This is a genomic window from Streptomyces sp. NPDC056628 (genome assembly GCF_042792555.1).
Classification (GTDB): domain Bacteria; phylum Actinomycetota; class Actinomycetes; order Streptomycetales; family Streptomycetaceae; genus Streptomyces.
On record NZ_JBHTWG010000002.1, the window covers coordinates 372838 to 397954 of the forward strand.

Annotated in this window: 28 protein-coding genes; 13 read left to right on the forward strand and 15 right to left on the reverse strand. The window is 74.7% G+C overall.

Annotation, left to right across the window (positions count from 1 at the left end; translation table 11 throughout):
• Positions 1-49: 49 nt before the first annotated feature.
• Positions 50-199, forward strand: coding sequence for a hypothetical protein (locus tag ACFRAC_RS05075; RefSeq protein WP_382920825.1), 150 nt, complete (start codon positions 50-52; stop codon positions 197-199).
• A gap of 7 nt (positions 200-206) precedes the next feature.
• On the forward strand, positions 207-557 hold the full coding sequence (gene hypA / locus ACFRAC_RS05080; RefSeq protein ID WP_382920828.1) for a hydrogenase maturation nickel metallochaperone HypA: 351 nt from the start codon (positions 207-209) through the stop codon (positions 555-557).
• A 10-nt stretch (positions 558-567) separates the two neighbouring features.
• Here hypA and hypE read toward each other — a convergent pair whose 3' ends face one another.
• The 8 genes from hypE to ACFRAC_RS05120 all read right to left on the reverse strand — a co-directional run bounded on the left by hypE (position 568) and on the right by ACFRAC_RS05120 (position 9147).
• Positions 568-1638: a hydrogenase expression/formation protein HypE gene (hypE, locus tag ACFRAC_RS05085; protein ID WP_382920831.1), complete on the reverse strand. Its 1071-nt coding sequence runs from the start codon at positions 1636-1638 to the stop codon at positions 568-570.
• Positions 1631-2773, reverse strand: a complete 1143-nt coding sequence (hypD, locus tag ACFRAC_RS05090) for a hydrogenase formation protein HypD (protein ID WP_382920834.1) — start codon at positions 2771-2773, stop codon at positions 1631-1633. The genes hypE and hypD overlap by 8 nt, the downstream gene beginning before the upstream one ends.
• Complete coding sequence (locus ACFRAC_RS05095; RefSeq protein ID WP_382920837.1) at positions 2770-3090, reverse strand: HypC/HybG/HupF family hydrogenase formation chaperone; 321 nt, start codon at positions 3088-3090, stop codon at positions 2770-2772. The genes hypD and ACFRAC_RS05095 overlap by 4 nt, the downstream gene beginning before the upstream one ends.
• A 3-nt stretch (positions 3091-3093) precedes the next feature.
• Complete coding sequence (hypF, locus tag ACFRAC_RS05100; protein WP_382920840.1) at positions 3094-5430, reverse strand: carbamoyltransferase HypF; 2337 nt, start codon at positions 5428-5430, stop codon at positions 3094-3096.
• A complete protein-coding gene (gene hypB, locus ACFRAC_RS05105) occupies positions 5427-6155 on the reverse strand; it encodes a hydrogenase nickel incorporation protein HypB (RefSeq protein ID WP_382920843.1) in 729 nt (242 codons plus the stop codon). Before hypB ends, hypF begins: the two co-directional genes overlap by 4 nt.
• Positions 6148-6792 (reverse strand): hydrogenase maturation protease, encoded by a 645-nt coding sequence (locus ACFRAC_RS05110; RefSeq protein ID WP_382920846.1) that lies wholly within the window; start codon positions 6790-6792, stop codon positions 6148-6150. Before ACFRAC_RS05110 ends, hypB begins: the two co-directional genes overlap by 8 nt.
• On the reverse strand, positions 6789-8471 hold the full coding sequence (locus ACFRAC_RS05115; protein ID WP_382920849.1) for a hydrogenase maturation protein: 1683 nt from the start codon (positions 8469-8471) through the stop codon (positions 6789-6791). Before ACFRAC_RS05115 ends, ACFRAC_RS05110 begins: the two co-directional genes overlap by 4 nt.
• A gap of 163 nt (positions 8472-8634) precedes the next feature.
• A complete protein-coding gene (locus tag ACFRAC_RS05120) occupies positions 8635-9147 on the reverse strand; it encodes a hypothetical protein (protein ID WP_382920852.1) in 513 nt (170 codons plus the stop codon).
• Positions 9148-9462: 315 nt separating this feature from the next.
• Between ACFRAC_RS05120 and ACFRAC_RS05125 the strand changes: the two genes are divergently transcribed.
• Positions 9463-10326, forward strand: a complete 864-nt coding sequence (locus ACFRAC_RS05125; protein ID WP_382920855.1) for an aminoglycoside adenylyltransferase domain-containing protein — start codon at positions 9463-9465, stop codon at positions 10324-10326.
• Here the strand turns inward: ACFRAC_RS05125 and ACFRAC_RS05130 are convergent.
• Positions 10305-11750: a glyceraldehyde-3-phosphate dehydrogenase gene (locus tag ACFRAC_RS05130; protein WP_361348981.1), complete on the reverse strand. Its 1446-nt coding sequence runs from the start codon at positions 11748-11750 to the stop codon at positions 10305-10307. The genes ACFRAC_RS05125 and ACFRAC_RS05130 overlap by 22 nt on opposite strands.
• Before the next feature lie 159 nt (positions 11751-11909).
• Between ACFRAC_RS05130 and ACFRAC_RS05135 the strand changes: the two genes are divergently transcribed.
• Positions 11910-12869: a LysR family transcriptional regulator gene (locus tag ACFRAC_RS05135; protein WP_382920859.1), complete on the forward strand. Its 960-nt coding sequence runs from the start codon at positions 11910-11912 to the stop codon at positions 12867-12869.
• A 337-nt stretch (positions 12870-13206) separates the two neighbouring features.
• Here the strand turns inward: ACFRAC_RS05135 and ACFRAC_RS05140 are convergent, their stop codons facing one another.
• Positions 13207-14184: a LysR family transcriptional regulator gene (locus ACFRAC_RS05140; RefSeq protein ID WP_382920862.1), complete on the reverse strand. Its 978-nt coding sequence runs from the start codon at positions 14182-14184 to the stop codon at positions 13207-13209.
• A 115-nt stretch (positions 14185-14299) separates the two neighbouring features.
• On the opposite strand from ACFRAC_RS05140, the gene ACFRAC_RS05145 reads away from it, so the two are divergent.
• A complete protein-coding gene (locus ACFRAC_RS05145; protein ID WP_382920865.1) occupies positions 14300-14992 on the forward strand; it encodes a type 1 glutamine amidotransferase domain-containing protein in 693 nt (230 codons plus the stop codon).
• Positions 14993-15053: 61 nt separating this feature from the next.
• Here the strand turns inward: ACFRAC_RS05145 and ACFRAC_RS05150 are convergent, their stop codons facing one another.
• Both ACFRAC_RS05150 and ACFRAC_RS05155 read right to left on the reverse strand, forming a co-directional pair.
• Positions 15054-15944, reverse strand: a complete 891-nt coding sequence (locus ACFRAC_RS05150; protein ID WP_382920869.1) for a peptidoglycan-binding protein — start codon at positions 15942-15944, stop codon at positions 15054-15056.
• Between the two features lie 119 nt (positions 15945-16063).
• Entirely contained in the window at positions 16064-17401 is a 1338-nt protein-coding gene (locus tag ACFRAC_RS05155; RefSeq protein WP_382920872.1) for a phosphoribosyltransferase family protein, read from the reverse strand.
• Positions 17402-17597: 196 nt separating this feature from the next.
• Between ACFRAC_RS05155 and ACFRAC_RS05160 the strand changes: the two genes are divergently transcribed.
• Positions 17598-17999, forward strand: a complete 402-nt coding sequence (locus ACFRAC_RS05160; RefSeq protein ID WP_382920875.1) for an SseB family protein — start codon at positions 17598-17600, stop codon at positions 17997-17999.
• A 31-nt stretch (positions 18000-18030) separates the two neighbouring features.
• On the opposite strand, the gene ACFRAC_RS05165 is transcribed toward ACFRAC_RS05160, so the two are convergent.
• Both ACFRAC_RS05165 and ACFRAC_RS05170 read right to left on the reverse strand, forming a co-directional pair.
• On the reverse strand, positions 18031-18420 hold the full coding sequence (locus ACFRAC_RS05165) for a MarR family winged helix-turn-helix transcriptional regulator (protein WP_382920878.1): 390 nt from the start codon (positions 18418-18420) through the stop codon (positions 18031-18033).
• Between the two features lie 88 nt (positions 18421-18508).
• Positions 18509-18859: a VOC family protein gene (locus tag ACFRAC_RS05170; RefSeq protein ID WP_361349005.1), complete on the reverse strand. Its 351-nt coding sequence runs from the start codon at positions 18857-18859 to the stop codon at positions 18509-18511.
• Between the two features lie 313 nt (positions 18860-19172).
• Between ACFRAC_RS05170 and ACFRAC_RS05175 the strand changes: the two genes are divergently transcribed.
• From ACFRAC_RS05175 to ACFRAC_RS05205, 7 genes are all read left to right on the forward strand, one after another.
• Complete coding sequence (locus ACFRAC_RS05175; RefSeq protein WP_382920881.1) at positions 19173-19460, forward strand: helix-turn-helix domain-containing protein; 288 nt, start codon at positions 19173-19175, stop codon at positions 19458-19460.
• A 385-nt stretch (positions 19461-19845) separates the two neighbouring features.
• A complete protein-coding gene (gene crcB, locus ACFRAC_RS05180; RefSeq protein WP_382920884.1) occupies positions 19846-20307 on the forward strand; it encodes a fluoride efflux transporter CrcB in 462 nt (153 codons plus the stop codon).
• Positions 20304-20669, forward strand: a complete 366-nt coding sequence (locus ACFRAC_RS05185; RefSeq protein WP_361349016.1) for a DUF190 domain-containing protein — start codon at positions 20304-20306, stop codon at positions 20667-20669. The genes crcB (ACFRAC_RS05180) and ACFRAC_RS05185 overlap by 4 nt, the downstream gene beginning before the upstream one ends.
• Positions 20666-21040 carry a fluoride efflux transporter CrcB gene (crcB, locus tag ACFRAC_RS05190; RefSeq protein ID WP_382920887.1) on the forward strand — a complete coding sequence of 125 codons (375 nt, stop codon included), beginning with the start codon at positions 20666-20668 and terminating at the stop codon, positions 21038-21040. The genes ACFRAC_RS05185 and crcB (ACFRAC_RS05190) overlap by 4 nt, the downstream gene beginning before the upstream one ends.
• A 57-nt stretch (positions 21041-21097) precedes the next feature.
• Positions 21098-21853, forward strand: coding sequence for a FadR/GntR family transcriptional regulator (locus ACFRAC_RS05195; protein WP_382920890.1), 756 nt, complete (start codon positions 21098-21100; stop codon positions 21851-21853).
• 50 nt (positions 21854-21903) lie between these two features.
• Positions 21904-22920, forward strand: a complete 1017-nt coding sequence (locus ACFRAC_RS05200; protein ID WP_382921147.1) for an asparaginase — start codon at positions 21904-21906, stop codon at positions 22918-22920.
• A gap of 54 nt (positions 22921-22974) precedes the next feature.
• Positions 22975-23907, forward strand: a complete 933-nt coding sequence (locus ACFRAC_RS05205; RefSeq protein WP_382920893.1) for a glutaminase — start codon at positions 22975-22977, stop codon at positions 23905-23907.
• Positions 23908-23917: 10 nt separating this feature from the next.
• Here ACFRAC_RS05205 and ACFRAC_RS05210 read toward each other — a convergent pair whose 3' ends face one another.
• A complete protein-coding gene (locus ACFRAC_RS05210) occupies positions 23918-25075 on the reverse strand; it encodes a D-alanyl-D-alanine carboxypeptidase family protein (RefSeq protein WP_382920896.1) in 1158 nt (385 codons plus the stop codon).
• Positions 25076-25117: the final 42 nt, after the last annotated feature.

Consider the following 25117-nt stretch of genomic DNA (forward strand, 5'->3'; position numbering starts at 1 on the left):
GAACGACCGACGGGCGCGCCGGTGCGGCGCCGGGAGCAAAGGAGCCGGGATGAGCGGAATGCGGGTGCTGAAGGCCGAGGCCGTCCTGCTGGGCGCCCTCGCACTGGTCCTGCTGGTGTGGGAACTGCCCAGCCTGCGGCGCGAGGTACGGATCTGGCGGATGGCGGGCGGTCTGCGCGCGGGCCGCCGCTACCCGTGAGCGGGCCGTGCACGAGCTGTCGATCGCGACCGCGATCATCGAGCGGGCCGGCGAGTTGGCCCGGGCCGAGGGGGCGGACACCGTGTCGGCGGTGACCGTCCGCGTCGGCGAACTGGCGGGTGTCGTCCCCGACGCCCTGGACTTCGCCTTCGAGGTGGCCCGCGACGGCACCGCCCTCGCCGCCGCGCGGCTGGTGGTCGAGCAGGTCCCCGCCCAGGCCTGGTGCGGGGCGTGCGCCGAGGAGTTCGCGGTCGGCATGCCACCGTTCTTCTGGTGCCCGCGCTGCGACCGGCCCTCCTCGGACCTGCGCAGCGGCCGGGAACTGGAGATCACCGGCATCGAACCGGCCGTCCGCTGACACACGCCCGTCAGCAGATCCGCGGAAGCTGCTCGCCCAGCGGCAGGTCCACCACCCGGGTGCCGCCGAGGCCCGTCGCGACGACGACCATCCCGGGGTGCTCGGCGACGCACTCACCGATCACCACGGCCTGCGCCCCGTGCGGCTGGGCCCGCATCGCCGCGAGGACCTCGTCCGCCGCCGACGGGGGCACGAACGCGACCAGCCGTCCCTCGTTGGCCACGTACAGCGGGTCGAGCCCGAGGAACCCGCAGGCGTTGGCCACCGCGTCCGGCACCGGGACGGCACGCTCGCTGAGCCGCACCCCCGTCCCGGAGGCGCGGGCGATCTCGTTGAGCGACGTGGCAAGACCGCCCCGCGTGGGATCGCGCAGCACATGCACGTCCGGTGTGACGGCCAGCATGGCCGCCACCAGGTCCGCGAGCGGCGCGCTGTCACTGGCGACCTCGACCCCGAACTCCAGGCCCTCCCGGACACTCATGATCGCCACGCCGTGCAGCCCGATCGGGCCGCTGACGATGACGACGTCACCGGGCCGCGCCCGCTGCGGGCGGATGTCCACCCCGTCGGGCACCAGTCCCACCCCGGCGGTGGTGACGTACACCCCGTCGCCGTGGCCCGATTCCACCACCTTGGTGTCGCCGGTGGCGATGGTGACCCCGGCCGCCTCGGACGCGGCGCCCATGGCCCGCGCGATCCGCTCCACGACCTCCAGCTCCACGCCCTCCTCCAGGACGAACGCGGCGGACAGGTAGGCCGGCCGGGCCCCGCTCATCGCCAGGTCGTTGACCGTGCCGTTGACCGCGAGGTCACCGAGGCAGCCCCCCGGGAAGAACAGGGGCCGCACCACGTACGAGTCGGTGGAGAACGCGAGGCGCGCGCCGCCGAGTTCGAGGACGGAGGAGTCGGTGAGCGCGGCGAGCGTGCTGTTGCCGTAGGCCGGGGCGAAGACCTGTTCCATCAGCTCCGCCGACAGCGCGCCGCCGCCCCCGTGCCCCATCACGACGACGGGCTGGTCGCGCAGGGGAGCGGGACAGGTCCAAGCGGCCGGGTCGACCACGTCCGCGAGACGTTCAGGCAACGGGGTTCAGCTCCTCGGCCGCGGGCCGGACGCCCTGCGGGACGGGCGTGTTCATCCGGCGGTACAGGTAGTAGGCGGCGCAGGCGCCCTCGCTGGAGACCATCGTGGCGCCGAGCGGTGTGCGCGGCGTGCACGTGGTCCCGAACGCGGCGCACTCGGTCGGCTTGATCAGGCCCTGCAGCACCTCGCCGCTGCGGCACTCGGCGGGCTCCTCGGTCCGGATGCCGGCCACGTCGAAGCGGTGCTCGGCGTCGTACGCCCGGAACGCCTCGCTCAGCCGCCAGCCGCTGGACGGGATGCGCCCGATGCCCCGCCAGTTGCGGTCGGTGACCTCGAACACCTCCTCGATCATCCGTACGGCCGCCGGGTTGCCGTCGTCGCGGACCGCGCGCGGGTAGGCGTTCTCCACCCGGTGCTCGCCGCGCTCCAGCTGCCGCACCGTGCGCCGGATGCCCTCCAGGATGTCCAGCGGCTCGAACCCGGTGACCACGATCGGCACGCCGAACCGGTCCGCGAGCCCCGGGTACTCGGCCGTCCCCATCACGCTGCACACGTGCCCGGCGGCGAGGAAGCCCTGCACCCGGCAGGACGGCGCCGTCATGACGGCCTCGATCGCCGGGGGCACCCGCACGTGCGAGACGAGCAGGCTGAAGTTGCCCAGCCCCTCGCGGCGGGCCCGGTGCACGGCCATGGCGTTGGCGGGGGCGGTGGTCTCGAAACCGATCGCGAAGAACACCACCTGCCGGTCCGGGTTGCGGCGGGCCAGCTCCAGCGCGTCGAGCGGCGAGTACACCACCCGTACGTCGCCGCCCCCGCCCTTGACCCGGAACAGGTCCCGGTCGGTGCCGGGCACCCGCAGCATGTCCCCGAACGAACAGAAGATCACCTCCGGGCGGGCGGCGATCTCCAGGGCCTTGTCGATGACGTCCAGCGGCGTCACGCACACCGGGCAGCCGGGGCCGTGGATCAACTCGACCTGCTCGGGCAGCAACTGGTCGATGCCGTGCCGGATGATCGAGTGCGTCTGACCGCCGCACACCTCCATCATCGCCCAGGGGCGGGTGGCGGTCGCGCGGATCTCGTCCAGCAGCCGTCGGGCCAGCTCCGGGTCGTTGAACTCGTCGATGTACCTCACCGGGGCTCACTCCCGCCGTCCTGGCGCCCCGCGGGCGCGGGTTCCCCCGACTCCCGGGCCGCCTGCTGCCAGGCGTCCCCGAACTCCTCCTCCAGCAGCCCCAGTTCCTCGAAAAGCTTCAGCGAGGCCAGGGCGGACTCCTCGTCGAGGCGCTGCAGCGCGAAGCCGACGTGCACGATGACGTACTCACCCACCCGGACGTCGGGCACGTACTCCAGGCACGCCTGCTTGCGCACCCCGCCGAAGTCGATCAGCCCGGTGAGCGGGTCGGCGCCGTCCTCGATGGCCACCACCTTGCCGGGCACTGCCAGACACATGCGTCACTCCTTCGTTCGCCGGTGCGCCGCGACCACCAGCTGGCCGAGGGCCAGCCCGCCGTCGTTCGGCGGGACCTCGCCGTGCCGCAGCACCGTGAAGCCGTCCGCGGCCAGCAGCCGCGCACACTCCTCCTCCAGCAGCGCGTTGGCGAACACCCCGCCGCTCAGGGCGACCGTGCCCGGGCCGGTGTCCTCCCGGGCCTGCCGGCACAGCTCTGCCACCGCCCGCGCGACACCCCGGTGGAAGCGCGCGGCGAGCACCGGGACGGGCGCCCCCGCCCGCAGGTCGGCGACGAGGGCGCGCAGGACGGGCGCGGGGTCGCACAGGCCGCCGGCCGTCCCGAAGGTGTACGCCTCGTCGTCGGCGTCCCAGGCGGTGGTGGCCGCCGCCTCCAGCTCCAGGGCGGCCTGCGCCTCGTACTCGGCGCGGTGGCAGACGCCCGCCAGGGACGACACCGCGTCGAAGAGCCGGCCCATGCTGGAGGTCGCCGCGCACGCCACGTCCCGCGTCAGCTGACGCTCCAGCAGCGCGAGTTCGTCGGGCTCGCAGGCGGCGACACACGGCAGGTCCGGCTCCCATCGCACCCCCGCGGCCCACAGCCGGGCCAGCGCCAGCCGGCAGGGGTTGGCCACCCCGGCGTCCCCGCCGGGCAGCGGGGCCGGTGTGAGGTGGGCGAGGCGCCGGTAGCCGCCGTAGCCGGCGAGCAGGAACTCGCCGCCCCAGACGGTGCCGTCGTCGCCGTAACCCGTGCCGTCGAACGCGACCCCGATCACCGGATCGCTGCCGTCGAGCCCGTGCTCGGCCATGGCGGAGGCGACGTGGGCGTGGTGGTGCTGGACGAACACCGGTGACCGCAGCCGCAGGTGGGCGGCCTGCAGCCGGGCCCACCGCGCCGAGTGGTACCCCGGGTGCCGGTCCGCGGCGACCACCTCGGGGGCCACGCCGGTCAGGTGCCGCATGTGCGCCTCGGCCCGGCCGGCCGCCTCCAGGGTGGCGAGTTCTCCGATGTCGCCGATGTGCGGTCCGAACCACGCCAGGTCGCCCTCGCCGACGCACAGCGCATTCTTCAGGTCGCCGCCCACCGCGAGCGCCGGACGCAGCGTCACGGGCAGCCGCAGCGGGCTCGGGACGTACCCGCGGGAGCGGCGCAGCACCTGCTCGGTGCCGTCGCTGCGCACCCGCAGCAGGGAGTCGTCGCACGGCGAGGCGATGGGCCGGTCGTGCGCGAGCCAGGCGTCCGCGAGGCCCGCCAGCCGGGTCAGCGCCTCCTCGTCGTCCGTGACGATCGGCTCCCCGGACCGGTTCCCGCTGGTCATCACGAGCACCCGCGGACCCGGCGGATCGCCCGGCAGCCCGAACAGCAGGGAGTGCAGCGGGGTGTACGGCAGCATCACCCCGAGGTGCGGGCTGCCGGGGCAGACGCCGGGCGCGAGCGGCTCGTCGGCCCCGCGCCGGCGCATCAGCACGATGGGCCGGCGGGGTCCGGTCACGGCGGCCAGCTCGGCCGGCGAGGGCAGCGCGACCCGCCGTACGGCGTCGATGTCCGCGCACATCACCGCGAACGGCTTGCCACCACGCTCCTTGCGGCCGCGCAGCGTGTCCACGGCTCGTGCGTCGGTCGCGTCGCAGGCCAGGTGGTAGCCGCCGAGGCCCTTCACGGCGACGATCCGGCCACCCGCCAGCAGCGTTCGGGCCACCGCGAGCGCGTCACCGTCCCGCGCGGCCCGGACCCCGGTGCCGGAGGCCGGCTCCAGGCGCAGCCGGGGCCCGCAGTCCGGGCAGGCCACCGGCTGGGCGTGGAAGCGGCGGTCGGCGGGATCGCCGTACTCCCGGGCGCACGCGGCGCACATCGGGAAGCCGTCCATGGTGGTGACGGCACGGTCGTAGGGCAGGCCCGTGGCGATGGTGAAGCGGGGGCCGCAGTGGGTGCAGGTGAGGAAGGGGTGCCGGTGGCGGCGGTCCTGCGGGTCGGCCAGCTCGCGCAGGCAGGCGTCGCACGTCGCCGTGTCGGGCGGCAGGAGGGTACGGCCCGGGGAGCGGTCGGTGGAGCGGATGGTGAAGGTGTCGTCGGCGCCGGTGACCGGCAGGTCCTCGACCTCGACGCCGGTGACCGCCGCCAGCGGTGGCGGCTCGGCGGCCAGCCGGTCGCACAGCCGGTCGACGCCGTCCGGCAGTCCCTCCACCTCGATGAGCACCCCGTTCGCCGTGTTGCTGACGAAGCCGGCCAGCGCGAGATCGGTGGCGAGGCGGTGCACGAACGGCCGGAACCCCACCCCCTGCACGGTGCCGCGCACGACGACGCGGCGGCGCACCGCCCCGTTGCTGACGGGCGCGGTCACGAGACCGGGCCGGCCGCGTGGACGGGGGAGTGGGGCCGTGGCGCGAGGGGAGGCGTGTGCGCCGGGGCGCCGTCCCGGACGGCGAGCACCCGCTCCAGGAGGGTGCCGACGCCCTCCCCGGTGCGGGCGCAGGACCGGACCACCTCGACGCCGGGGTTGACCCGCCGCACATGCGCCTCGAACGCGGCCGCGTCGAAACCGGCCGGTGCCGCCAGGTCGGACTTGGTCAGCACCACCAGGTGGGCCGAGCCGAACGCGGTGGGGTACTTCAGCGGCTTGTCCTCGCCCTCCGTCACCGCCATCAGGACGATCCGCAGGCTCTCCCCGAGGTCGTAGGAGGCCGGGCAGACCAGGTTGCCGACGTTCTCCACGAAGAGCAGCGAGGTGCCCTCGGGCGGCCAGGACTCGACGTGCCCGCGCAGCTGACGGGCCTCCAGATGGCACAGCCCGTCGGTGAGGAGCTGTTTCACCGGGGCGCCGGACCGCGCGAGGCGCCGGGCGTCGTTCTCGGTGGCCAGGTCGGCGGTGAGCGCGGCCACCTGGACGCCCCGCCCGATCGCCCGGACGAGCACGCGGCCCAGCAGTTCCGTCTTGCCGCTGCCCGGGCTGGACAGCAGGTTGACCACGCTCACCCCGCGCCCGGCCAACTCCTCGCGCAGGTGCGCGGCCAGACCGTCGTTCCTCGCCAGGACGGCCTGGCCGACCTCTTCCACGGCCTCACACATCGGCGCTGCTCCTCGCGGTCGGTGGGGGAGGGACCGGGGTGCCGGTCCGCTGCCGATCCTCCGCGCCGCCGGTCCCCGCGGGCCGGACCCCGGCCGTGGAGGGTCCCGTGGATTCGTCCGGGCGGCGCAACGCGGGCGTCGCCGCGGGGTCGGCGAGCAGCGCCGGGACCAGGGTGTGCAGGGCCGCCACCGCCTGCCGTACGGCCGCCCGCACGGTCGCGCTCGTGCCGGGGGTGATGTCCTCGTCGCCGCGCGGGACCCGTTCGGGCTCGCAGGCCAGGACGAGGACCCGGGGGAGCGGTCCGTCGCCCAGGTGGGCGGCGAGGGCCAGGACCTTCGCCGGGTCCATGCCGTGCGCCTCGGGCGGCGGCCCGCCGGCCGAGCCGTCGGGGAGCTCCGGCTCGATCAGCGACAGGGTGCCCGGGGTGTGGCCGCGGACGGCCGCGTCGACCAGGACGGCCGTGTCGTAGCCGTCGAGCAGGGTGTAGGCGAGGTCGAGCCCGCGGATCCCGAAGTCCCGCACGGTCGCTGCGGACGGCAGGGGCCGGTCGTCCAGGGCACGGATCACCTCCGGGCCGAAGGCGTCGTCCGCGAGGAAGATGTTCCCCACGCCCGCCACCAGCAGCCGCGCGCTCACCGTGCGCCTGCCGGCAGCTTGCGCACGAAGGCCGACCGCAGGGCGTGGTAGGGGGCGCGAGGGTCGAAGAAGATGGCCCGCATCCGGGCGAGTTCGTCCCGCCGGTACTCGGCGAGCGGCTGCCGCTTCTCGTCGGCCTGGCGTGCCGCGGCCTTGGCCTCGATCCGCCGCTCCAGGTCCGGGGCACCGGCCAGGGCGTCGGCCAGCCGGTCCACCTCGGCGCCGAACTCCCGCGGCGGCACGGGCACCAGACGGTCCACCAGGCCGATCCGCGCGGCGCTCGGGGCGCTCACCGGGAACGCCTCGGTGGTCAGCCGGTGCGCCGTCTCGACGCCGACCCGGCGCGGCAGCGAGTACGTCCAGAACTCGGAGCCGTACAGGCCCATCCGCCGGTAGTGCGGGTTGAGGACGGCGCCGGAGCGGCACCACACCTCGTCGGCGGCCAGGGCGAGCATGACCCCGCCGGCCGCCGCGTTGCCGCCGAGAGCCGCCACCACCAGCCGGTCGGTGGTCCGCAGCACCGCCTCGACCAGGTCGTCCATGGCGTTGACGTTCGACCAGGACTCGCCCGCGCTGTCCGGCGCCGCCTCGATGACGTTCAGATGGATGCCGTTGGCGAAGAAGTCACGGGCGCCGCCCAGCACCAGCAGCCGGGTCGGGCGGGTGAGGGCGTACCGGTAGGCGGCGTGCAGCCGGCGGCAGTGCTCGGTGCTCATCGCGCCGCCGGGGAACGAGAAGCGCAGGAAGCCGACGTCGCCGCGCTGCCGGTAGCGGATGTCGGTCCAGGTGGTGCGGTCGGCGGGCAGTTCGAGCGGCGCGGCGATCTCCGGGAGCCGGTGCTCGGCGGGCCGCTGGTAGGAGTCCAGCACGGAGGCCGCCGGACGGCGGAACGGCGCCGGGTCGCCGGACGCCTTGCGGGGCCGCAGCTCGGGGATCCAGACCGCGCCGTCCACGGTGGCCCGGCAGACCGCCCCGGCGCGGGTCGCCAGCAGCTCGCCGGGGCGTCCGCGCAGCCGGTCCTCGGGGTGCCCGCCGTGCAGGAACAGCTCACGGCCGAGGAGTTCGTCCAGGACCCCGGGCTGGGAGTCGGCGCCGCGCAGCTTGCGCACCACCGTCCGGGTGTCGTCCCTGTCCCAGTCGATCCGGCGCTGGTCCTGGCGGTAGGCGTCGCGCCACAGCACGCGGACCGCGGGGTCGGTCTGGGGCTTCGGCTTGAACGATCCTTCGGCGTAGCGGCGCACGGCCTGCAGCACCGCGGCCGAGGCGGCGTCGGAGACCTCGCCCCGGTACAGGTCGCTCTTGCCGACCTCGGGCACCGGGAAGGTCTCGGCGGCCCACACGGCGCCCGCGTCCATCCCCGCCTCGGCCTGGAGCACGGTCACGCCCCAGTGGGTCACCCCGTCGGCGACGGCCCAGTCCAGGGCGGACGGCCCGCGGTCTCCCGGTGGGCCCGGGTGCACGACGAGACAGGTGTGCTCCCGCCACACGTCCTCCGGCAGGGCCGTCTTCAGCATGGGGGCGATGATCAGTTCCGGGCGGGCCGCGCGGACCGCGGTCCGGACCGCCTCGTCGCCCTGCGAGGCGAGGACGACGTCCACCCGGTGCCCTTGGTCGGACAGTTCCGCGTACACGCGCTGGGACAGGCTGTTGAACGCGCTGGCGACGAGCAAGATCTCCATGACCGGGCATGTTCGTCCCTTTGGCGAGGGGCGAGAAGGACCACGACGGCGTTTCGCCGCCCCCTGGCCGGTCGCTTGCTCCATACGGCTCGCTTTCGGCACCGTGCCCCGCGCGGGGGAGGGACCCGCGCGGGGCGCCGGCGGTCATACGGCAGGCCGGACCTCAGGCGCAGAGCACCCGGGTCTCCGGGGTGAAGACCGGGCCGCCGCTGATGCTGGTCGCGTCGCTGAACTCGGCGTAGTAGTACGAGTAGAAGCCGATGTCGCCGTTGCAGCCGGAGTCGGCGGCGATCCGGAGCGTCAGCGTGACGGTGCGGCTCTGGCCCGGCGGGACCGTCGCCCCGTAGTTCGCGCCGAGGTCGGCGGGCCCGGTTCCGGCGCACGGGGCGCTGCCCGCGGCGGTGGCGAGCGTGCAGCCGGTGAAGCCGTACTTCAGGTCGGGACGCTGGGTGGTGAGCCAGGTGGGCTGGATCGTCTGGTGGACGAACAGGACGTCGTACGACTTGTTGTTGGTGAACGTCATCGAGAGCCGCACCGTGCCGCCGGGCGTGGTCGTCGCGGCGTCGGTGGCGAAGGCCAGGTCCGCCGGCGCGGGGTCCGCGGCGCTCGCGCCGGGGGCGAGCCCGAACACGGCCGGCAGGAGGGCGAGGACGGTGGTGAGACCCAGACGTCTCATACGGGGTGATCGCATGGCCCGGGAGGCTAGGCAGGCGGCGCGCGCACCGTCTGCCCCGCGCCGGGCGGCCCGGCTGGATGTGTCCTATATATGGAGGAGACGTGGCAGCCATGTGAAGGTGCGGGCGGGGCGGCGTCCGCGCAGGGCAGCCCGAGGACGGCGACCAGGGGCCGGGCGCGCGGTTCCGGCACGCCGCCCGTCGCGTCGTACGTCGATATTGGCCGGAACCGGGACACCGGCGCGACCCGACTGACCGGACCGGACCGGTCGGTCTCGGGCGATCGCCGGTTTCCGGCCGTGCGGAACACTGGGCGTATGACCCGGACACTGGTGGATCCGCACGCCGTCCCCGCCGAACTGCGGCCCTACCTCACGGAACTGGTCCGCCGCACGCACGACCTGTGCGGCACGCGCCTGGTGAGCGTCGTGGCGGTCGGCTCGGTCGCGCTCGGCGACTACCGGCACGGCCGCAGCGACACCGACGTCACGGTGGTCCTGGACGGGAGGCCGCCCGCCCCGCTGCTCTCCGAGCTCGCCGCCGCCCTCACGCACCCCGCACTGCCCTGCCCCGCGGCCGGACTGGAACTGGTGGTGTACGACGCGGGCTTCGCCGCGCGGCCGTCCGGCGGGGCCGGATACCTGCTGGACCTCAACACGGGCCCGCTGCTGCCCGCCCGGCTCAGCCTCGACCCGGCCGGGTCCCCGGCGTTCTGGTACGTCATCGACCGTTCCGTCGCCCATCAGGCCGGGCGGACGCTGTACGGGTCCCCGGCCCGCGAGGTGATCGCCGAGCCCGCCCGCGCCGACCTGCTCGCCGCGATCCGCGCCTCCGTCCGGGAGCACAGCGCGGGCGACGGGCACCTGGCGGACAACCGGGTCCTCAACGGGTGCCGCTCGGTCTGTTACCGCCGAACCGGGCGCTGGCAGCCCAAGCGCCGGGCGGCCCGTGACGTCGCGGCCGCCGAGGAACGCTTCCGCCCGCTCGTCGAGGCCGCCCTGCGCAGCTACGAGCGGCCCTCACGCACGGACGCGACCGCGCTGCCCGCCGGTGAGGTGCGGGACTTCCTGGCCTGGGTCGCCGGGCAGATGGACGACACGGCCGGGGCGGACGCCCACCGGAGGGTGTCCGCCCCGGCCGCGGGGCACGGGGGACCGGATCAGACGGCCGGCGCCGGGTAGGTCGGGTACTCCACACCGGAGACGTGCTGGACGACCCGGATGACCTGGCAGGAGTAGCCGAACTCGTTGTCGTACCAGAGGTACAGGATGGCGTTGTCGCCCTCCACCTTCAGCGCGCCCGCGTCCACGATCGACGCGTGCCGGGAGCCGATGAAGTCGCTGGAGACCGCGTCGGGCGCCGTGATGAAGTCGATCTGGCGGCGCAGCGGCGAGGTCAGCGACACCTCGCGCAGGTAGTCGTGCACCTCCTCGCGGGTCGTCTCCCGCTTCAGCTGCAGGTTGAGGATCGCGATGGAGACGTCCGGCACCGGCACCCGGATGGAGCTGCCGGTGATGCGGGCCTTGAGGTCGGGCAGTGCCTTGGCGACGGCGGAGGCCGCGCCGGTCTCGGTGATGACCATGTTGAGCGGCGCGGAGCGGCCCCGGCGCTCGGACTTGTGGTAGTTGTCCAGCAGGTTCTGGTCGTTGGTGAACGAGTGGACGGTCTCCACGTGCCCGCGCTGCACGCCGTACTCGTCGTCCATCGCCTTCAGCGGCGGGACGATGGCGTTGGTGGTGCAGGAGGCGCACGACAGGATCTGCTCGTCCGGCTTGATCGTGTCGTGGTTGACGCCGTGCACGATGTTCGGGACGTCGCCCTTGCCGGGCGCGGTCAGCACGACCTTGTCGACTCCGGGGCGCAGGTGCTTCGACAGGCCCTCGCGGTCGCGCCACTTGCCCGTGTTGTCGATCAGGATGGCGTTCTTGATGCCGTACGCCGTGTAGTCGACCTCGGAGGGGTCGTCGGCGTAGATCACCTTGATCGCGTTGCCGTTGGCGAAGATCGTGCTGCTCGCCTCGTCCACGGTGATCGTGCCCTGGAACTGCCCGTGGATGGAGTCGCGGCGCAGCAGCGAGGCGCGCTTGACGATGTCCCGCTCGCCGCCGCCGCGCACGACGACGGCCCGCAGCCGCAGGCCGTTGCCCGAGCCGGACTTCTCGATGAGCAGACGGGCGACGAGACGGCCGATGCGCCCGAAGCCGTACAGGACGACGTCGCGTCCCTCGCCCCGCTCGATCTTGTTGGCGCCGGTGGCGCCCGCGACGGCCTCGGCGGTGAACGCCTCCACCGTCAGACCGCGGTCGTCGGCCTTGTGGGCGGACGCCAGCATGCCCAGGTCGATCTGGGAGGGGCCGAGGTCGAGGGCGGCGAGGGCCTTGAGGAACGGCAGCGTCTCGGTGACCGAGAGCTCCTCGCCCGCGATCTGCCGGGCGAAGCGGTGCGTCTTCAGGATGCTGACCACCGACTTGTTCACCAAGGAGCGGCTGTGGAGGAGGACGGTGACGTCCCTCTCCCGGTGCAGCTTCCCGATGATCGGGATCATCGATTCCGCGATCTCCTCGCGGTTCTTCCAGCTGGTGAACGAGTCGTCGTTGACAGTCACGGGCGCGGGCCTATCTTTCGAGCTAGGTGGCGCTCATATGGTAACCGGAGGGTTCGAGGCGTGTTCGAAGGGGGGTCCGCGCGTGATGAGATGGCCCCGTGGCGCCCTGTTCCGCCGGAGTGCGGCGGAGCGGCGGCCCTGACGAGGAGGGTGTGACGGGTGGAGCTGGAGCTGCGCCATCTGCGGGTGCTGTGCGCCATCGCGGACGCGGGGAGCGTCGGCCGGGCCGCCGCGGGGTTGGGCTACTCCCAGCCCGCGGTCAGCACCCAGCTCCGCCGGATCGAGCGGTACTTCGGCGAGCCCGTCTTCGAGCGCGGTCCGGCCGGAGTGCAACTGACCCCGTACGGCTTCGAGGTGGTCGCGTCCGCGCGCGACGTGCTGGCCCGCGCGGACGCCATCGGCCGGCGTCCCGCCGCCGGGGCCGCCGCGGTTCGGCGGACGCTGCGGGTCGCCGCCACCAACTCGCCGATGCTGGCGGGCATGGTGTCCGGGCTGCGTGCCCGGACGCCGGACGTCTCCCTCGCGGTGACCAGCGTGTACGCGTCCTCACGGATCGTCGAACTGCTGGAGGAGGGCGCGGTCGACGCCGGCCTCGCCGCCGACTATCCGGGGCGTGAGCTCCGGCACTCCGGCGCGGTCGCCCACCGCGGGATCGTCACCGAGCCGACCTTCGTCGCCCTGCCGTCCCGGCACCCGCTCGCCCAGCGCTCCCAGGTCGCCCTCGCCGACCTGGCCGGGGAGGAGTGGTTCCTGACGCCGGACGACGGGGCCGGCTGGCCCGAGGTGTTCCACGCGGCCTGCGCGGCCGCCGGGTTCACCCCGGCGGTCGCGCACGAGTTCCTCGGCGACCACCAGCAGCTGCAGGGCATGATCGCCGACGGTCTGGGCGTGGCCGTCGTGCAGCCCACGATGCGGCCCCTCCCGCAGGTGGTCGTCAAGCCGCTGCAGGGCACACCGCTGTGGTGCCGGTACGTGCTGGCCTGGCGGCCCACGGCCGTCTCGGCGGAACTCGTCGACGCGCTGTTCCAGTCCGCCGCCGAGGCGCACCGCCAACTCGTCGCCCAGTCACCGCACTTGAGGACCTGGGCCGCCCGCACCTGGGGAGTGCCGGGAGCGTAGCGCCGCAACGGCCCCCGAGCGCGCGGACATCACGGACGCGCTGCGTCAAGTGCTCTGCCACGCGACGTTTTTGGAGCCCACCGGCACGGGGGACACCTGGCCGTGCGCCACATTCCCGAACGGCACCCGGCCGACGTGCACCGCGTGCTGGAGCGGTTCCGCGCCGGTGACCGCGCGGGCGGACACGCCGTGTACGCCACCGGGATGGCACCCGCTACGACGCCGACTGCGACGCCTGGCCGACGGAGTGCGCCGCGGGCGCCCGTGCGGCCGGGGTCACGGCGGGCCGAGCCACGGTCGCGGCCGTGCGGGACGGCCCCCCGCGCGGCCGCGGAGCTCACCAGGCGCCGGCGAGCTCCAGCAGGTGGTCGCGGACCAGGGCGACGTGCGGGTTGCCGGAGGACCCCGGGCGCTGCACGAGGAAACCGGTGTTGATCGGCGGGTCGTCCGGGTCGTGCAGCAGCGTCAGGGCGCCGGAGGCCAGTTCGGCGGCGCATAGATAGCGGGGGAGCACGCTGAATCCCGTACCGCCCGCGACCGCCGCCGTGACCGCGTTCAGATCCGGCATCGTCACCGCCGGCTGCCGGGTGAGCCGGCGGCCGAAGACATGGCGCCAGTAGCGGCGCACGATCGGCACGTCCTCGGCGTACGCGACCAGCGGCACCCCGTGCAGGGCGGCCGGGCCGTCGGCCGCGAGCCGGGCAGGACCGCCCACCCGCTCGGCCCAGCCGGGCGACGCGACCAGCACGAACTCCTCGTCCATGAGCGGCACCGAGGCCAGGGCGCGGCCGCGCGGCCGGTAGGTCGCGATCACCAGGTCGTAGCGGCCCGCCGGCAGGTCCGCCAGCAGCGGCTCGGTCAGCCCCGGGGTGACCCGCAGCCGCACCCCCCGGTCGACCAGCGGAGCGAGGGCGGGCATCACCCGGCGGGTCAGCAGCTCGGCCGGGCCGGCCAGGTGCACCGGCTCCGCCGGGTGGGTGTCGCCCGCGCCGCCCGGCCCGGTGACCCCGGCCAGCGCGTCCAGCGGCTCCACGATCCGGCCGGCCAGCTCGTCCGCGTACGGCACCGGGGCGACCCCGCGCGCCAGGCGCTGGAACAGCTCCCGGCCCAGCTGCCGCTCCAGGGTGCGGATCTGAGCGGTGACCGTCGGCTGGGACAGGGTCAGCAGCCGGGCGGCGGCCGTGAACGAGCCGGTGCGGTAGACGGCGAGGAAGGTCCGCAGCAGGTTCAGGTCCACCGGGGCCACGGAGCCCGGCGGGACCCGCACAGCCTCCGCCCCACCGTCCGCACTGTCATCGGAATCCCTATGCCTCATATGGGGAAGGCTATTGGATTCGAATGGGTCAGCGGGCATACGGTCGACATCTCCGGGCAGGGACGGCCCACCGCCCCGCCGCCCGGCAGCAACTCCGTCTCCAGAGAGAGCACCCATGTCGAAGATCCTTTTCGTGATGACCGGCAGCGACCACCTGACGCTGGCCGACGGCACCGAGCACCCCACCGGCTTCTGGGCCGAGGAGGCCGTCGCCCCCTACGAGGCGTTCAAGGCCGCGGGCCACGAGATCACCGTCGCCACGCCGGGCGGTGTCGTGCCCACCGTCGACAAGGCGAGCCTCGCGCCCGAGTTCAACGGCGGCCAGGACGGCGCCGACCGGATCGCCGCCGTGCTCGCCTCCATGACCGAGCTCGACGCGCCGCTGCGGCTGGAGGACGTGCGCCTCGACGACTACGCCGCCGTGTTCTACCCCGGCGGCCACGGCCCCATGGAGGACCTGGCGGCCGACGCGGTCTCCGGTGACCTGCTGACCCGGGCACTGCGCTCCGGCAAGCCGCTGGGCGTCGTCTGCCACGGCCCGGCCGCGCTGCTCGCCGCCACCGGCGACGGCGGCAACGCCTTCGCCGGCTACCGGGTGGCCGGGTTCACCAACGAGGAGGAGACCCAGGGCGGCCTCGCCGGCCGGCTCACATGGCTCCTCCAGGACCGGCTCACCGAGGCGGGCATCGAGGTCGACGCGCGCGAGCCGTGGGCCCCGCACATCGTCGTCGACCGCAACCTGGTCACCGGACAGAACCCGGCGTCCTCGGCCCCGCTCGCCGCGGAGCTGCTGAAGCGCCTCGGCTGACGCCACTCAAGGGTCGGCCGTCCCCTCAAGGAGGCGGCGCCCCTCAAGACTCTGACATCCCTCAGGGCTCCGGCGTCTCGGACTCCAGCGCGGCGCGCGTCGGGTGCCCGTACACACCGGACTCGTCGTCGAGGACGACACGGGTCAGCTGGTAGGCACGCACCGCGTTCTGGACGGAACGGCCGTACACCCCGTCGGCCTCACCCGCGTAGAGGCCGGCCCGGCGCAGGCGGAGCTGGAGTTCGACGACCTCGGGGCCGCGGTCGCCCCGGCGGAGGACCGGCGGCTTCCCCGTCTGCCCGGTCGGGGAAGGGGGCCGGCTTCCGGACGGGGCCGCGTCGGACGCCCCCGCCGACGGGGCGCCGGAACCTCCCGTCGGCGTGGGGGAGGCGCCGGTGGACCGGGTCGCCGAGGGCGCTTCCACGGACGGCCCGGACGACGCCGGGGGCGTGCTGGAGGGCATACCGGCGGCGGCGGAGCTCCCGGCCTCGGACGACGCGGCGTCGGGGAGGGGTGCCCGCAGACCGTCGGCGGCGCCGTCCCGCTCCGGGCCGTCGTAGCCGATCAGGCCGCCGAACGACGCGCCCGTCACCGCCACCGCCAGCAGGGCGCCGGCCCCGGCGATCAGCGGGGCGCGCCGTCGGCGGGGGCGCTCCGGGGCGGCCGCCGGCTCCTCGACCGGGGTGGGGGAGCGGAGGGCGGGGCCTGCGGCCCGCTCGGTCGGTGGCTCCCCGTCCGGAGGAGGCACCTCGGCCCCGCTGTCGTGCGCCTCGCCCAGACCCACGAACGGACGGATCCGCACCGGATCGAAGTCCTCCGCGGCCGCCACCTCGGCCGTGCGCGCCTTCCGGCGGGCGTCGGACGCCCGGTCCGCGCAGTCGCAGGTAGGGCTGCCGTCGGGCGCCCGGGTGGCTCCGCAGGCCGGGCAGACGAGGCGGTCGGGTTCGCTCACGAGGGGGTCCTTCTCCATGCGGGACCCAGAGTCTAGACATAAGTTCAACACTCAATCTCCTCAGTGCGGGAGGATGGCGGAGGCCGATCCCCGGGCGGCCGAAAGCAGCCGCCGCACCCTCAGGCCGAGCGGCGCGGCGAGGTTCCCGTGGTCGGCCGTCCGAGATGCCCGGTGAACCAGTCGCGGGCCAGCTCGGCCACCGTGCGCAGGGCGCCCGGCTCCTCGAAGAGGTGGGACGCGCCCGGGACGACGGCGATCCGGTGCTCGCAGCGCATCCGGTCCGCCGCCAGCCGGTTGAGGCTGAGCACCTGGGGGTCCCGGCTGCCGACGATGAGCAGCGTCGGCGCGCGAAGCCGCGTCAGCGCCGCAGGAGTCGCGAGGTCGGGCCGGCCGCCCCGGGAGACGACCGAGCGGATGTCGGAGCCGGACAGGGCGGCGGCCTCCAGCGCGGCCGCCGCCCCGGTGCTGGCGCCGAAGTAGGCGACGGGCAGACCGGTCTCCGCGTGCAGCCACTCGGACGCGGCGTGCAGCCGCCGGGCCAGCAGCAGGATGTCGAACACGTTGTGCCGGTCGTGCGCCTCGCCGTCGGTGAGCAGGTCGAGCAGGAGCGTGGCCAGACCCGCCCGCTGCAGTGCGGCCGCCACGTACCGGTTGCGCGGGCTGTGCCGGCTGCTGCCGCTGCCGTGCGCGAACGCCACCGCCACCATGGCCCCGTCCGGCACCACCAGCCACGCGCCGACGTGCGTCCCCGCGGCCGGGATCCGCACCTCCCGGTCCGCCGGGGCGGCCGTCCCGGGCGGGCCGTCCGCGCCGGGCGGGTCCGGCACCCCCGCCTGTGCGAGCAGGGAGACCACCTCCGCGTCCGCGACCTGGGCGAAGTCCCGGTACCAGGCGCCCACGGCCCCGAAGTCCCAGGGAGTGCGCGGGCACACGACCGCGTCGGCCACCTGCCGCAGCCGGGCCACCGAGTGCTCGGGCGCCACGGGCACCGCGAGGACGACCCGGGCCGCGCCCTGCCCCCGCACCACCCGGCAGGCGGCCTCGGCGGTGGCGCCGGTGGCGAGTCCGTCGTCCACCACCACGGCCGTACGGCCGGCCACCGGCACCGCCTCCCGCTCCCGCCGGTAGGCGCGCACCCGCCGCTCCAGCTCGACGCGCTCGGCCGCCTCGACCGACTCCAGGGCGGAGGGCGTGATCCCGGCCGAGGCCATCACGTCCGGGTTGAGGACCCGCACGCCGTGCTCACCGATCGCCCCGAACGCCCACTCCGGCTGACCGGGCACACCCAGCTTGCGCACCACCAGCACGTCGAGGGGCGCCGCCAGGTCCTGGGCGACCTCCGCCGCCACCGGCACCCCGCCGCGCGGCAGGCCCAGGACGACGGCGTCGCGGCCCCGCAGCTCCGCCAGCTCCGCGGCGAGGAGCCGCCCGGCACTCCGGCGGTCGTCGTACCGCATACCCGCCTCCGCATCCGCGAGGACCGGAATCCGCAGCGTCCCGTGCCTTTAGGCTACGACCCTTCCGCGTCGTCCTCAGCGCCTCCCGCACCGTGCAGGAATGCCCCACTCCGGATCGGGTAGGCGGGCAGGAGCGCGCCGAGGCCGAAGTCTGCCCTTGGCGGGTTGTACGACCGCCGCTACCAGGGGATTCGCCATGAACACACCCGCGAATGACAACACCGCCACACCGGCCAGGCGCGCGCTGGACGCGCTGGCCGACAACACCGAGGACCGGGCGGCGATGGACACGCTGGCGAGCAGTGACGTCCTCGTGCCCGTGCCCGACGACGCCGGCGACGGCGACGCCATGGACCCCGGTGTCGTGGCGCTCCCGGTGATCGAACGGTCGGGTGCCGAGCCCGTGGTCCCCGTGTTCACCTCGGAGCCCGCGATGGCCGAGCTGCTGCCGTACGTCTCCCGCTACCGCGTGGTGCCGCTCGGAGCGCTCGCGTCGCAGTGGCCCGCGGACGAGCTGGCCCTGTCGATAGACGCGGGGTCCGAGCACCCGCTCACCCTCACGTCCGAAGGGGTGCGCACGCTGCTCGCCCGTCCCTGAACGCGCCGGACGCCCGGCGCCGGCCCGCGGGTCAGGCGCCGAGCATCCGGGCCAGCGCGGCGCGCTGCAACGGCAGGACCTCGGCGTGCAGGTCACGCCCCTTGGGGGTCAGGGTGACGTACACCCCGCGCCGGTCCTCCGCGCAGACGGAACGCTCGACGAGGCCGTCCTTCTCCAGACGCCCGATGAGCCGCGACAGCGCGCTCTGGCTCAGGTGGACCCGCCCGACGAGGTTCTGGACCCGGCACGGCGAGCCCGCGTCGGGGACGGCGGACACGAGGATGTCCAGCACTTCGAAGTCGCTGGCGCCCAGTCCGTGCGGATGCAGCACGCGGTCGATCTCGCACATCGTCCGGGCGTGCACCGACAGGATGTCCCGCCACCGTTCCTCGAGCCCCGCCTCGGCCGTGTTCGCTGCCATACCCGCACCGTAGCACCGATCCGACTATTTGTTGATCGCGCAACTAGTGCATGCGCAGAGGGCCGGCACGCCCCCGGACCGGTACCGCTCAGCCGGTCGGGTCCTGGAGCAGCCCGACGGGATTGCCGTCCGCGTCCCGCACCGAGGCGATCAGCCGGCCGCCGCCGACGTCGTGGACGTCCTCCACCGTCTCGGCGCCCGCCGCCACCAGCGCGGCACAGGTCGCCCGGATGTCGCTCACATGCCAGTAGGGGACCGGGCCGGTCATGCCCTTCGCGTGCCCGTTGGGGTCCAGGCCGACGTCCTGCCCGGCATCCTTGAAGCCGACGTAGTACGGCTCGTCCACATACGGCGCGACGCCCAGCAGTGCGCCGAACACGGCCTTCGCCGAGGCGAGGTCCTTGACGGGGTAGATGATCGTGCGGGCTCCGGCGGTCATGGCGTCCTCCTGCGGTGAGCTGTGCCGACGCTCGTCGTCGGTGCTCTCACGCTAGGACGCGCCGCGCCGGACGGCTTCTCGATTCCTGACCGGCTGCCGGTACCGGGCCCCGCCTCCCTTTTCCGGTCGCCCTCCGGGCCCTGCCGCCCCGTGCCGGAGGCGTCCGGACCGGCCGTGGCGTGCGCACACGAACTCCCGTCCCGTACAGGGACGTTCGGTACCGGACAAGGACCCGGGAGTCCCGGACACGGCGGTGCGTCCTGCGGGACAGTGGAAGCACGCGCCACGCCGCGGCCGGACGGAGGGGAACGACATGCTGAGGACTCCCGTCGACGAGACGCGCCTCGCCATCCTGGAGTGGCTCAGGGATCCGGTCGCGCACTTCCCCGCGCGGCGGGGCGGTGACGCCGGCGAGGACGGCGTCACCGCCTCCGCCGTGGCCGCGCGCCTCGGCGTGCCCCGCGCGGTCGCCGAGACCCACCTCGCCCTCCTCGCCGGCCTCGGCCTGCTGCGCACCAAACGCGTCAGGCGGCGCACCCACTACCGGCGGGACGAGGTGCGTATCGCCGAAGTGGCCCGCATGTTCGAGAAGGGCTGGTAGCCGACGGGCCCGCTACCGGGTGGGGCACCGGCTACCGGCCGGACTCGTGGTGCTCGCGCACCGCGACCCGGGCCGGCTTCGTGAGCGTCATGCCGTTGCGGATCGCCACGAGGCAGGCGACGGGCAGCCCGTGCATCCGGGTTCCGGGCCCCGCAGGCTCGTCGGGCCGCTCGACCGTAACCGGCCGGCACCCGGCCGCCCTCCGCGGCGGAGGGCGGGCGAGGCGGGCGACGGGCGGGGCCGATACCCTGGTGTCCGGCCGCGATCACGCTCGCGGCGCGGCGGTGGGGCCCGCCGTACCCGAACCGCGGCAGTGCGCCGCCAACGGTCCCTACTTGCACCCGCGCGGCCCGCTGCCGGGCTCAGGCGAGTAGGAGACAGACGTATGACCACCCAGGACACCGACCCCCTGCGCGCCCCCGCGCGGACCCCCCGGCCGCCGGCCTGGCGGGCCCAGGCGCCGGTCGTCGCGGTCGTCGCGGTCGGCGGTGCCCTCGGTGCCACCGCCCGCTACGCGGCCGCCCTCGGGTGGTCCACCGAGCCGGGCGCGTTCCCGTGGGCGACCTTCTGGGTCAACGTCACCGGCTGCGCCCTGATCGGCGTGTTCATGGTGCTGATCACCGAGAGATGGCCGGCCCACCGTCTGCTCCGCCCCTTCTTCGGCACGGGCGTGCTCGGCGGCTTCACCACCTTCTCCACCTACGCCGTCGACATCCGCACCCTCGTCGGCGACGGGCACCCGCGTACCGCGCTGGCGTACCTCGCCGCGACCCTGGCCGCGGCGCTCACCGCCGTCTGGCTCGCGTCGACGCTCACCCGCCAAGCCCTGAGGAGGAGGCCCTCATGACCGGACCGACCGGCCGCGCCGTGCGCCTGACCGTTCTCGTCGGTGAACACGACACTTGCCACCACCGCCCGCTGTACTCGGAGATCGTGCACCGGGCCCACCGGGCAGGTCTCGCCGGCGCCAGCGTCTTCCGCGGCATCGAGGGGTTCGGCGCCTCCTCGATGATCCACACCTCACGGCTGCTGTCCCTCAGCGAGGACATGCCGGTGGCCGTCGTGATCGTCGACGCAGAGGAGCGCGTCCGCGCCTTCCTGCCGCAGCTCGACGAACTCGTCACCGAGGGGCTTGTCACCCTCGACGACTGCGAGGTCGTCCGGTACACCGGCCGCACCGCGCCCGGGGAAGGGGGGACACCGGCGTGAACTGGCTCCTGGTGATCGCGGGCGCCGCCGTCGGCGCGCCCCTGCGGTATCTCACCGACCGTGCGGTCCAGTCCCGGCACGACTCGGTGTTCCCGTGGGGCACCTTCACCGTCAACATCGCCGGCTGTCTCGTCCTCGGCCTGCTCACCGGCGCCGTCGCCGCCGGCGCCGCCGACTCCCACGTCCGGCTGCTCCTCGGCACGGGCCTGTGCGGCGCCCTCACCACGTACTCGACCTTCTCCTACGAGACCCTGCGGCTCACCGAGACGGGAGCGGGGCGCTACGCGGTCGCGAACGTGGCCGGCAGCCTGGTCGCGGGACTCGGCGCCGTCCTCCTGGGCGTCACGATCGCCGAGGCGGTGTGGGCGTAGAACGCCCGGGCGAGCGCCGCTTGACAGAACCCGCCGCTCGAACGGACCATCGGCTCCGTGAACCTGTCAGACAGCCGGACAGCCGGACAGCCGCCGCGCCGCGTCAGCGCGATGGAAGCCGTGCTGGCGCACCTGCGCGACGCCATCGAACGCGGCGACTACGCCGTGGGCGACAAGCTGCCCTCCGAAGCGGAGCTGTGCCGCACCCTGGAGATCAGCCGGCCCGTGCTGCGGGAGGCCCTGCGGGCCCTGCAGACCATGGGGCTGACCGTCTCCAAGACCGGCAAGGGCACCTTCGTCGTCGCCGGCGGCGTCGAGGAACCCGTGTTCGGCGACTACACGGCCGGCGACCTGATGGAGGTGCGCCGGCACGTCGAGATCCCGGTCGCCGGGTACGCGGCGCGGCGCCGCACCCCGGAGAACCTCGACCACCTCGCCCACCTGCTGGACCGGATGGAGCGGGAGACGGACACCACCGCGTGGGTCGCGATGGACACCCTCTTCCACCTCGGCGTCGCCGAGGCCGCCCAGAACCCCGTCTTCCGCCGGGTCATCGAGGAGATCCGCGACGCGCTGGCCCGCCAGTCGGCCTTCCTCAACGAGCTGGGCGGCCGCCGCGAGCAGTCCGACCGCGAGCACCGCGCGATCCTCCGCGCCCTGACCGACGGCAGCGAAGGCGAGGCCACCAAGGCCATGACCCACCATCTCGACCGCGTCGGGACCACCCTCACCGACATCGTGCGCCGCGGGCGCCCCGACGGCGCCACCCCCGCCGCCGGGCACCGGACCCCGAACCCCAGGCCCGGCGCGTGATCCCCGCGACCGCCGGCCACCTCTCACCGACCCACGACCCCCAGGCAGTGATGTACACCAGCACCATGGCGGACGCACCCCTTGTCCGCGCGCCCCTCCACGCCCCCGTCGCCCACCTCATACGCAGCGGCGTCATCGAAGGCACCCACCACGGCTCCGTCGTCGTCCTCGGCCCCGACGGCACCGTACGGTTCCAGCTCGGCGACATCGAGGCCGCCTTCTACCCGCGCTCGGCGATCAAGCCGGTCCAGGCCGTCGCCATGGTGCGCGCCGGGCTCCCGCTCGACGGAGTGCTGCTGTCGCTCGCCGCGGCCAGCCACTCCGGCGAGGAACGCCACCTCGCCGGCACCCGGCGCATCCTCGAACTCGCCGGACTCACCGAGGACGACCTGCGCAACGTCCCGGACCTGCCGTACGACCCGGTCGTGCGGGACACCTGGGTGCGCGAGGGCCGTCCGCCGTCGCGGCTCGCCCAGAACTGCTCCGGCAAGCACGCGGCCATGCTGTACACCTGCCGGCTCAACGGCTGGTCGCTGGACGACTACCTCGACCCCGCCCACCCCCTCCAGCAGGCGATCGCCGAGATCGTCGAGGACCTCACCGGGCAGTGCGTCGCCCGGGTGAGCGTCGACGGGTGCGGCGCGCCGCTGTTCTCCGTGTCGCTGCACGGGCTGGCGCGTGCCACCGCCCGAATCACCACGGCCGCGCCCGGCACCCCCGAGGCGCGCGTCGCCGACGCCATGCGCACCCACGCCGAGATGGCCTCCGGCTCGGGCCGGGACGTCGCGGCGCTGATGCGGGCGGTGCCCGGACTGCTCGCCAAGGACGGTTTCGAGGGTGTGCAGGTCGCCGCCCTCCCGGACGGGCGGGCCGTCGCGGTGAAGATCGCCGACGGGGCGGACCGGGCGCGTGTCCCGGTCGCCGCGGCGGCGCTCGCGTGGGCGGGTGTCGACCCCGCGTCGCTCACCGAGTTCCGGGGTGCCGCCCTGCTGGGCGGCGGGCGCGAGGTCGGCCGGGTGCGGCCCGTCCACGCGCTGGAGCCGGCGCCGGTCACGGCCACCGCCTGAGAGCCGGGCCCGGCCGCGGGGCACGCGGGACCCTCGGAGAGGCATGATGTGATCATGGCAGCGTCGACGTCGTCCCTGACCTTCCAGCCGGTCCTGGAGCGCATCGCCGAGGAGATCGAGCGGACCCCCGGCCGGGGCCTGGCCGCCGACTACATCCCGGCGCTCGCGGCCCGCGACCCCCGCAGCTTCGGTATGGCGGTCGCCGAGCTCGACGGCACCGTGTACGGCGTGGGGGAGTGGCGCGAGCCGTTCTCCACGCAGTCCATCACCAAGGTGTTCACCCTCGCGCTGGACCTGGCCCGTGAGGGCGACGCGCTGTGGGAGCACGTGGGCCGCGAGCCCTCCGGCAACCCCTTCAACTCGCTGGTGCAGCTGGAGTACGAGCACGGCATCCCGCGTAATCCGTTCATCAACGCCGGCGCCCTCGTGGTCACCGACCGCCTGCACACCCGTACCGGCGACGCGGCGGGCGAGCTGCTGTCCCTGCTGCGCGCCGAGAGCGGCAACGCCGGCCTGGACTTCGACCACGACGTGGCCGCCTCCGAGACCGCGCACGGCGACCGCAACGCCGCCCTGGCCCACCTGATGGCGTCCTACGGCAACATCGGCAACCCCGTGCCCGTCCTGCTGGATGATTACTTCCGGCAGTGTTCCGTCATGGCGTCCTGCGCGGACCTCGCCCTGGCGACCGTGTTCCTGGCGCGGCACGGCCTCCGGGCCGACGGCTCCCGGCTGCTCAGCCGCAGCCAGGCCAAGCAGATCAACGCGATCATGCTGACCTGCGGCACGTACGACGCCGCGGGCGACTTCGCCTACCGGGTGGGCCTGCCCGGCAAGAGCGGGGTGGGCGGCGGCATCATCGCCGTCGTCCCCGGCCGCTGCACGCTGTGCGTGTGGAGTCCCGGACTGGACGAGCGCGGCAACTCGGTGGCCGGCGTGGCGGCGCTCGACCGGTTCACCACGCTCACCGGCGTGTCGGTCTTCTGACACCTCCCGGTCACTGGGTCCGGCCCCGTGTCGCCAGCGACACGGCACCCGCTCCCATCCCTGCCGCGCCGGCGATCGCACACGCCTCCGCCCAGCCCGTCGCCCCCTTCCTGGGTGCCGCGGCGGCCACCACGGGCTCCGTGCTGGGCCCCGGTCCGGGCCGGGCCCGGTGGCCGTCGAGCGACCCGACCGGTTCGACGTGTCCGGACGCTCCGAATCCCCAGTCGAGCAGGGCGGCCGCCTCCTCGTACACGGGGTGCCCGCCGCTCGCCCGCGGAGCGAGCACCGTCACCACGAGGGTGCGCCCGCCCCGGCGGGCGGCGGCGACGAGGGTGTTGCCCGCCTCGGTGGTGTAGCCGTTCTTGACACCGATCGCCCCGGGGTAGCGGGCCACCCCGTCCGCGCCGGTCAGCAGCCGGTTGGTGTTGCGGATCCCGTACGACCGGCCGCCCTCGCCGGGGAACAGGGCTTCCGCCGTGCCGCAGTACCGCGCGAAGTCGGCGTTGCGCAGCCCCGCCCGGCCGAACACCGCCAGGTCGTAGGCCGACGACACCTGGCCGGGGGTGTCGTAGCCGTCCGGCGACAGCACCCGGGTGTCGGTGGCGCCCAGGGCGCGCGCCTTCTCCTGCATCCGGGCCGCCGTCTCCCGCCAGCCGCCGTTGAGCGAGGCCAGCACCCGGACGGCGTCGTTGCCCGAGCTGAGGAAGACCCCGCGCCACAGGTCGGCGACGCGGTACGTGCGGCCCTCCGCGACGCCGACCAGGCTGCTTCCGGGACCGATGCCCGCGAGCTCCTCGGGGCGCACGGTGTGCGGGACGCCGGCGGGAAGGGTGGGCAGCACCGTGAGGGCGAACAGGGTCTTGAGGGTGCTGGCGGGCGGCAGCGGTCGGTGCGCGTCGTGGGCGGCGAGGATCTCGCCGGAGCCGGCGTCGGCCACCAGCCAGGAGCGCGCGGAGAGCCGGGGCAGCGCGGGCGCGTCCGCGTGCGGCCGCACCTGGGTGCCGGACCGGTACAGCAGCGCGGGCGGCGGGGTCGCGCGGGGCCCGCGCGGCGGGTCGGGGTCGTGCCCGGTGAGCGCGGACGCGGTGGCGGGCGCCAGCGCCAGCAGACCGGCGGCGCCGAGGGCGCAGGCTGACACAAGGGCCCGGGCAGTAAATCCGATCGTCATACTGCCAACGTAGGAACGGGAGGCCGTCACGGGGCGCTGGCC

Bases quoted from the DNA above. Each gene is read 5' to 3' on its own strand.
- ACFRAC_RS05210 (WP_382920896.1), bottom strand. From the start codon at position 25,075: ATGACGATCGGATTTACTGCCCGGGCCCTTGTGTCAGCCTGCGCCCTC.
- ACFRAC_RS05095 (WP_382920837.1), bottom strand. From the start codon at position 3,090: ATGTGTCTGGCAGTGCCCGGCAAGGTGGTGGCCATCGAGGACGGCGCC.
- ACFRAC_RS05145 (WP_382920865.1), top strand. From the start codon at position 14,300: ATGTCGAAGATCCTTTTCGTGATGACCGGCAGCGACCACCTGACGCTG.
- ACFRAC_RS05120 (WP_382920852.1), bottom strand. From the start codon at position 9,147: ATGAGACGTCTGGGTCTCACCACCGTCCTCGCCCTCCTGCCGGCCGTG.
- ACFRAC_RS05200 (WP_382921147.1), top strand. From the start codon at position 21,904: ATGTACACCAGCACCATGGCGGACGCACCCCTTGTCCGCGCGCCCCTC.
- ACFRAC_RS05125 (WP_382920855.1), top strand. From the start codon at position 9,463: ATGACCCGGACACTGGTGGATCCGCACGCCGTCCCCGCCGAACTGCGG.
- ACFRAC_RS05170 (WP_361349005.1), bottom strand. From the start codon at position 18,859: ATGACCGCCGGAGCCCGCACGATCATCTACCCCGTCAAGGACCTCGCC.
- ACFRAC_RS05140 (WP_382920862.1), bottom strand. From the start codon at position 14,184: ATGAGGCATAGGGATTCCGATGACAGTGCGGACGGTGGGGCGGAGGCT.
- hypB (WP_382920843.1), bottom strand. From the start codon at position 6,155: ATGTGTGAGGCCGTGGAAGAGGTCGGCCAGGCCGTCCTGGCGAGGAAC.
- ACFRAC_RS05175 (WP_382920881.1), top strand. From the start codon at position 19,173: ATGCTGAGGACTCCCGTCGACGAGACGCGCCTCGCCATCCTGGAGTGG.
- ACFRAC_RS05165 (WP_382920878.1), bottom strand. From the start codon at position 18,420: ATGGCAGCGAACACGGCCGAGGCGGGGCTCGAGGAACGGTGGCGGGAC.
- ACFRAC_RS05160 (WP_382920875.1), top strand. From the start codon at position 17,598: ATGAACACACCCGCGAATGACAACACCGCCACACCGGCCAGGCGCGCG.
- crcB (WP_382920884.1), top strand. From the start codon at position 19,846: ATGACCACCCAGGACACCGACCCCCTGCGCGCCCCCGCGCGGACCCCC.
- ACFRAC_RS05115 (WP_382920849.1), bottom strand. From the start codon at position 8,471: ATGGAGATCTTGCTCGTCGCCAGCGCGTTCAACAGCCTGTCCCAGCGC.
- ACFRAC_RS05185 (WP_361349016.1), top strand. From the start codon at position 20,304: ATGACCGGACCGACCGGCCGCGCCGTGCGCCTGACCGTTCTCGTCGGT.
- ACFRAC_RS05155 (WP_382920872.1), bottom strand. From the start codon at position 17,401: ATGCGGTACGACGACCGCCGGAGTGCCGGGCGGCTCCTCGCCGCGGAG.
- ACFRAC_RS05075 (WP_382920825.1), top strand. From the start codon at position 50: ATGAGCGGAATGCGGGTGCTGAAGGCCGAGGCCGTCCTGCTGGGCGCC.
- ACFRAC_RS05205 (WP_382920893.1), top strand. From the start codon at position 22,975: ATGGCAGCGTCGACGTCGTCCCTGACCTTCCAGCCGGTCCTGGAGCGC.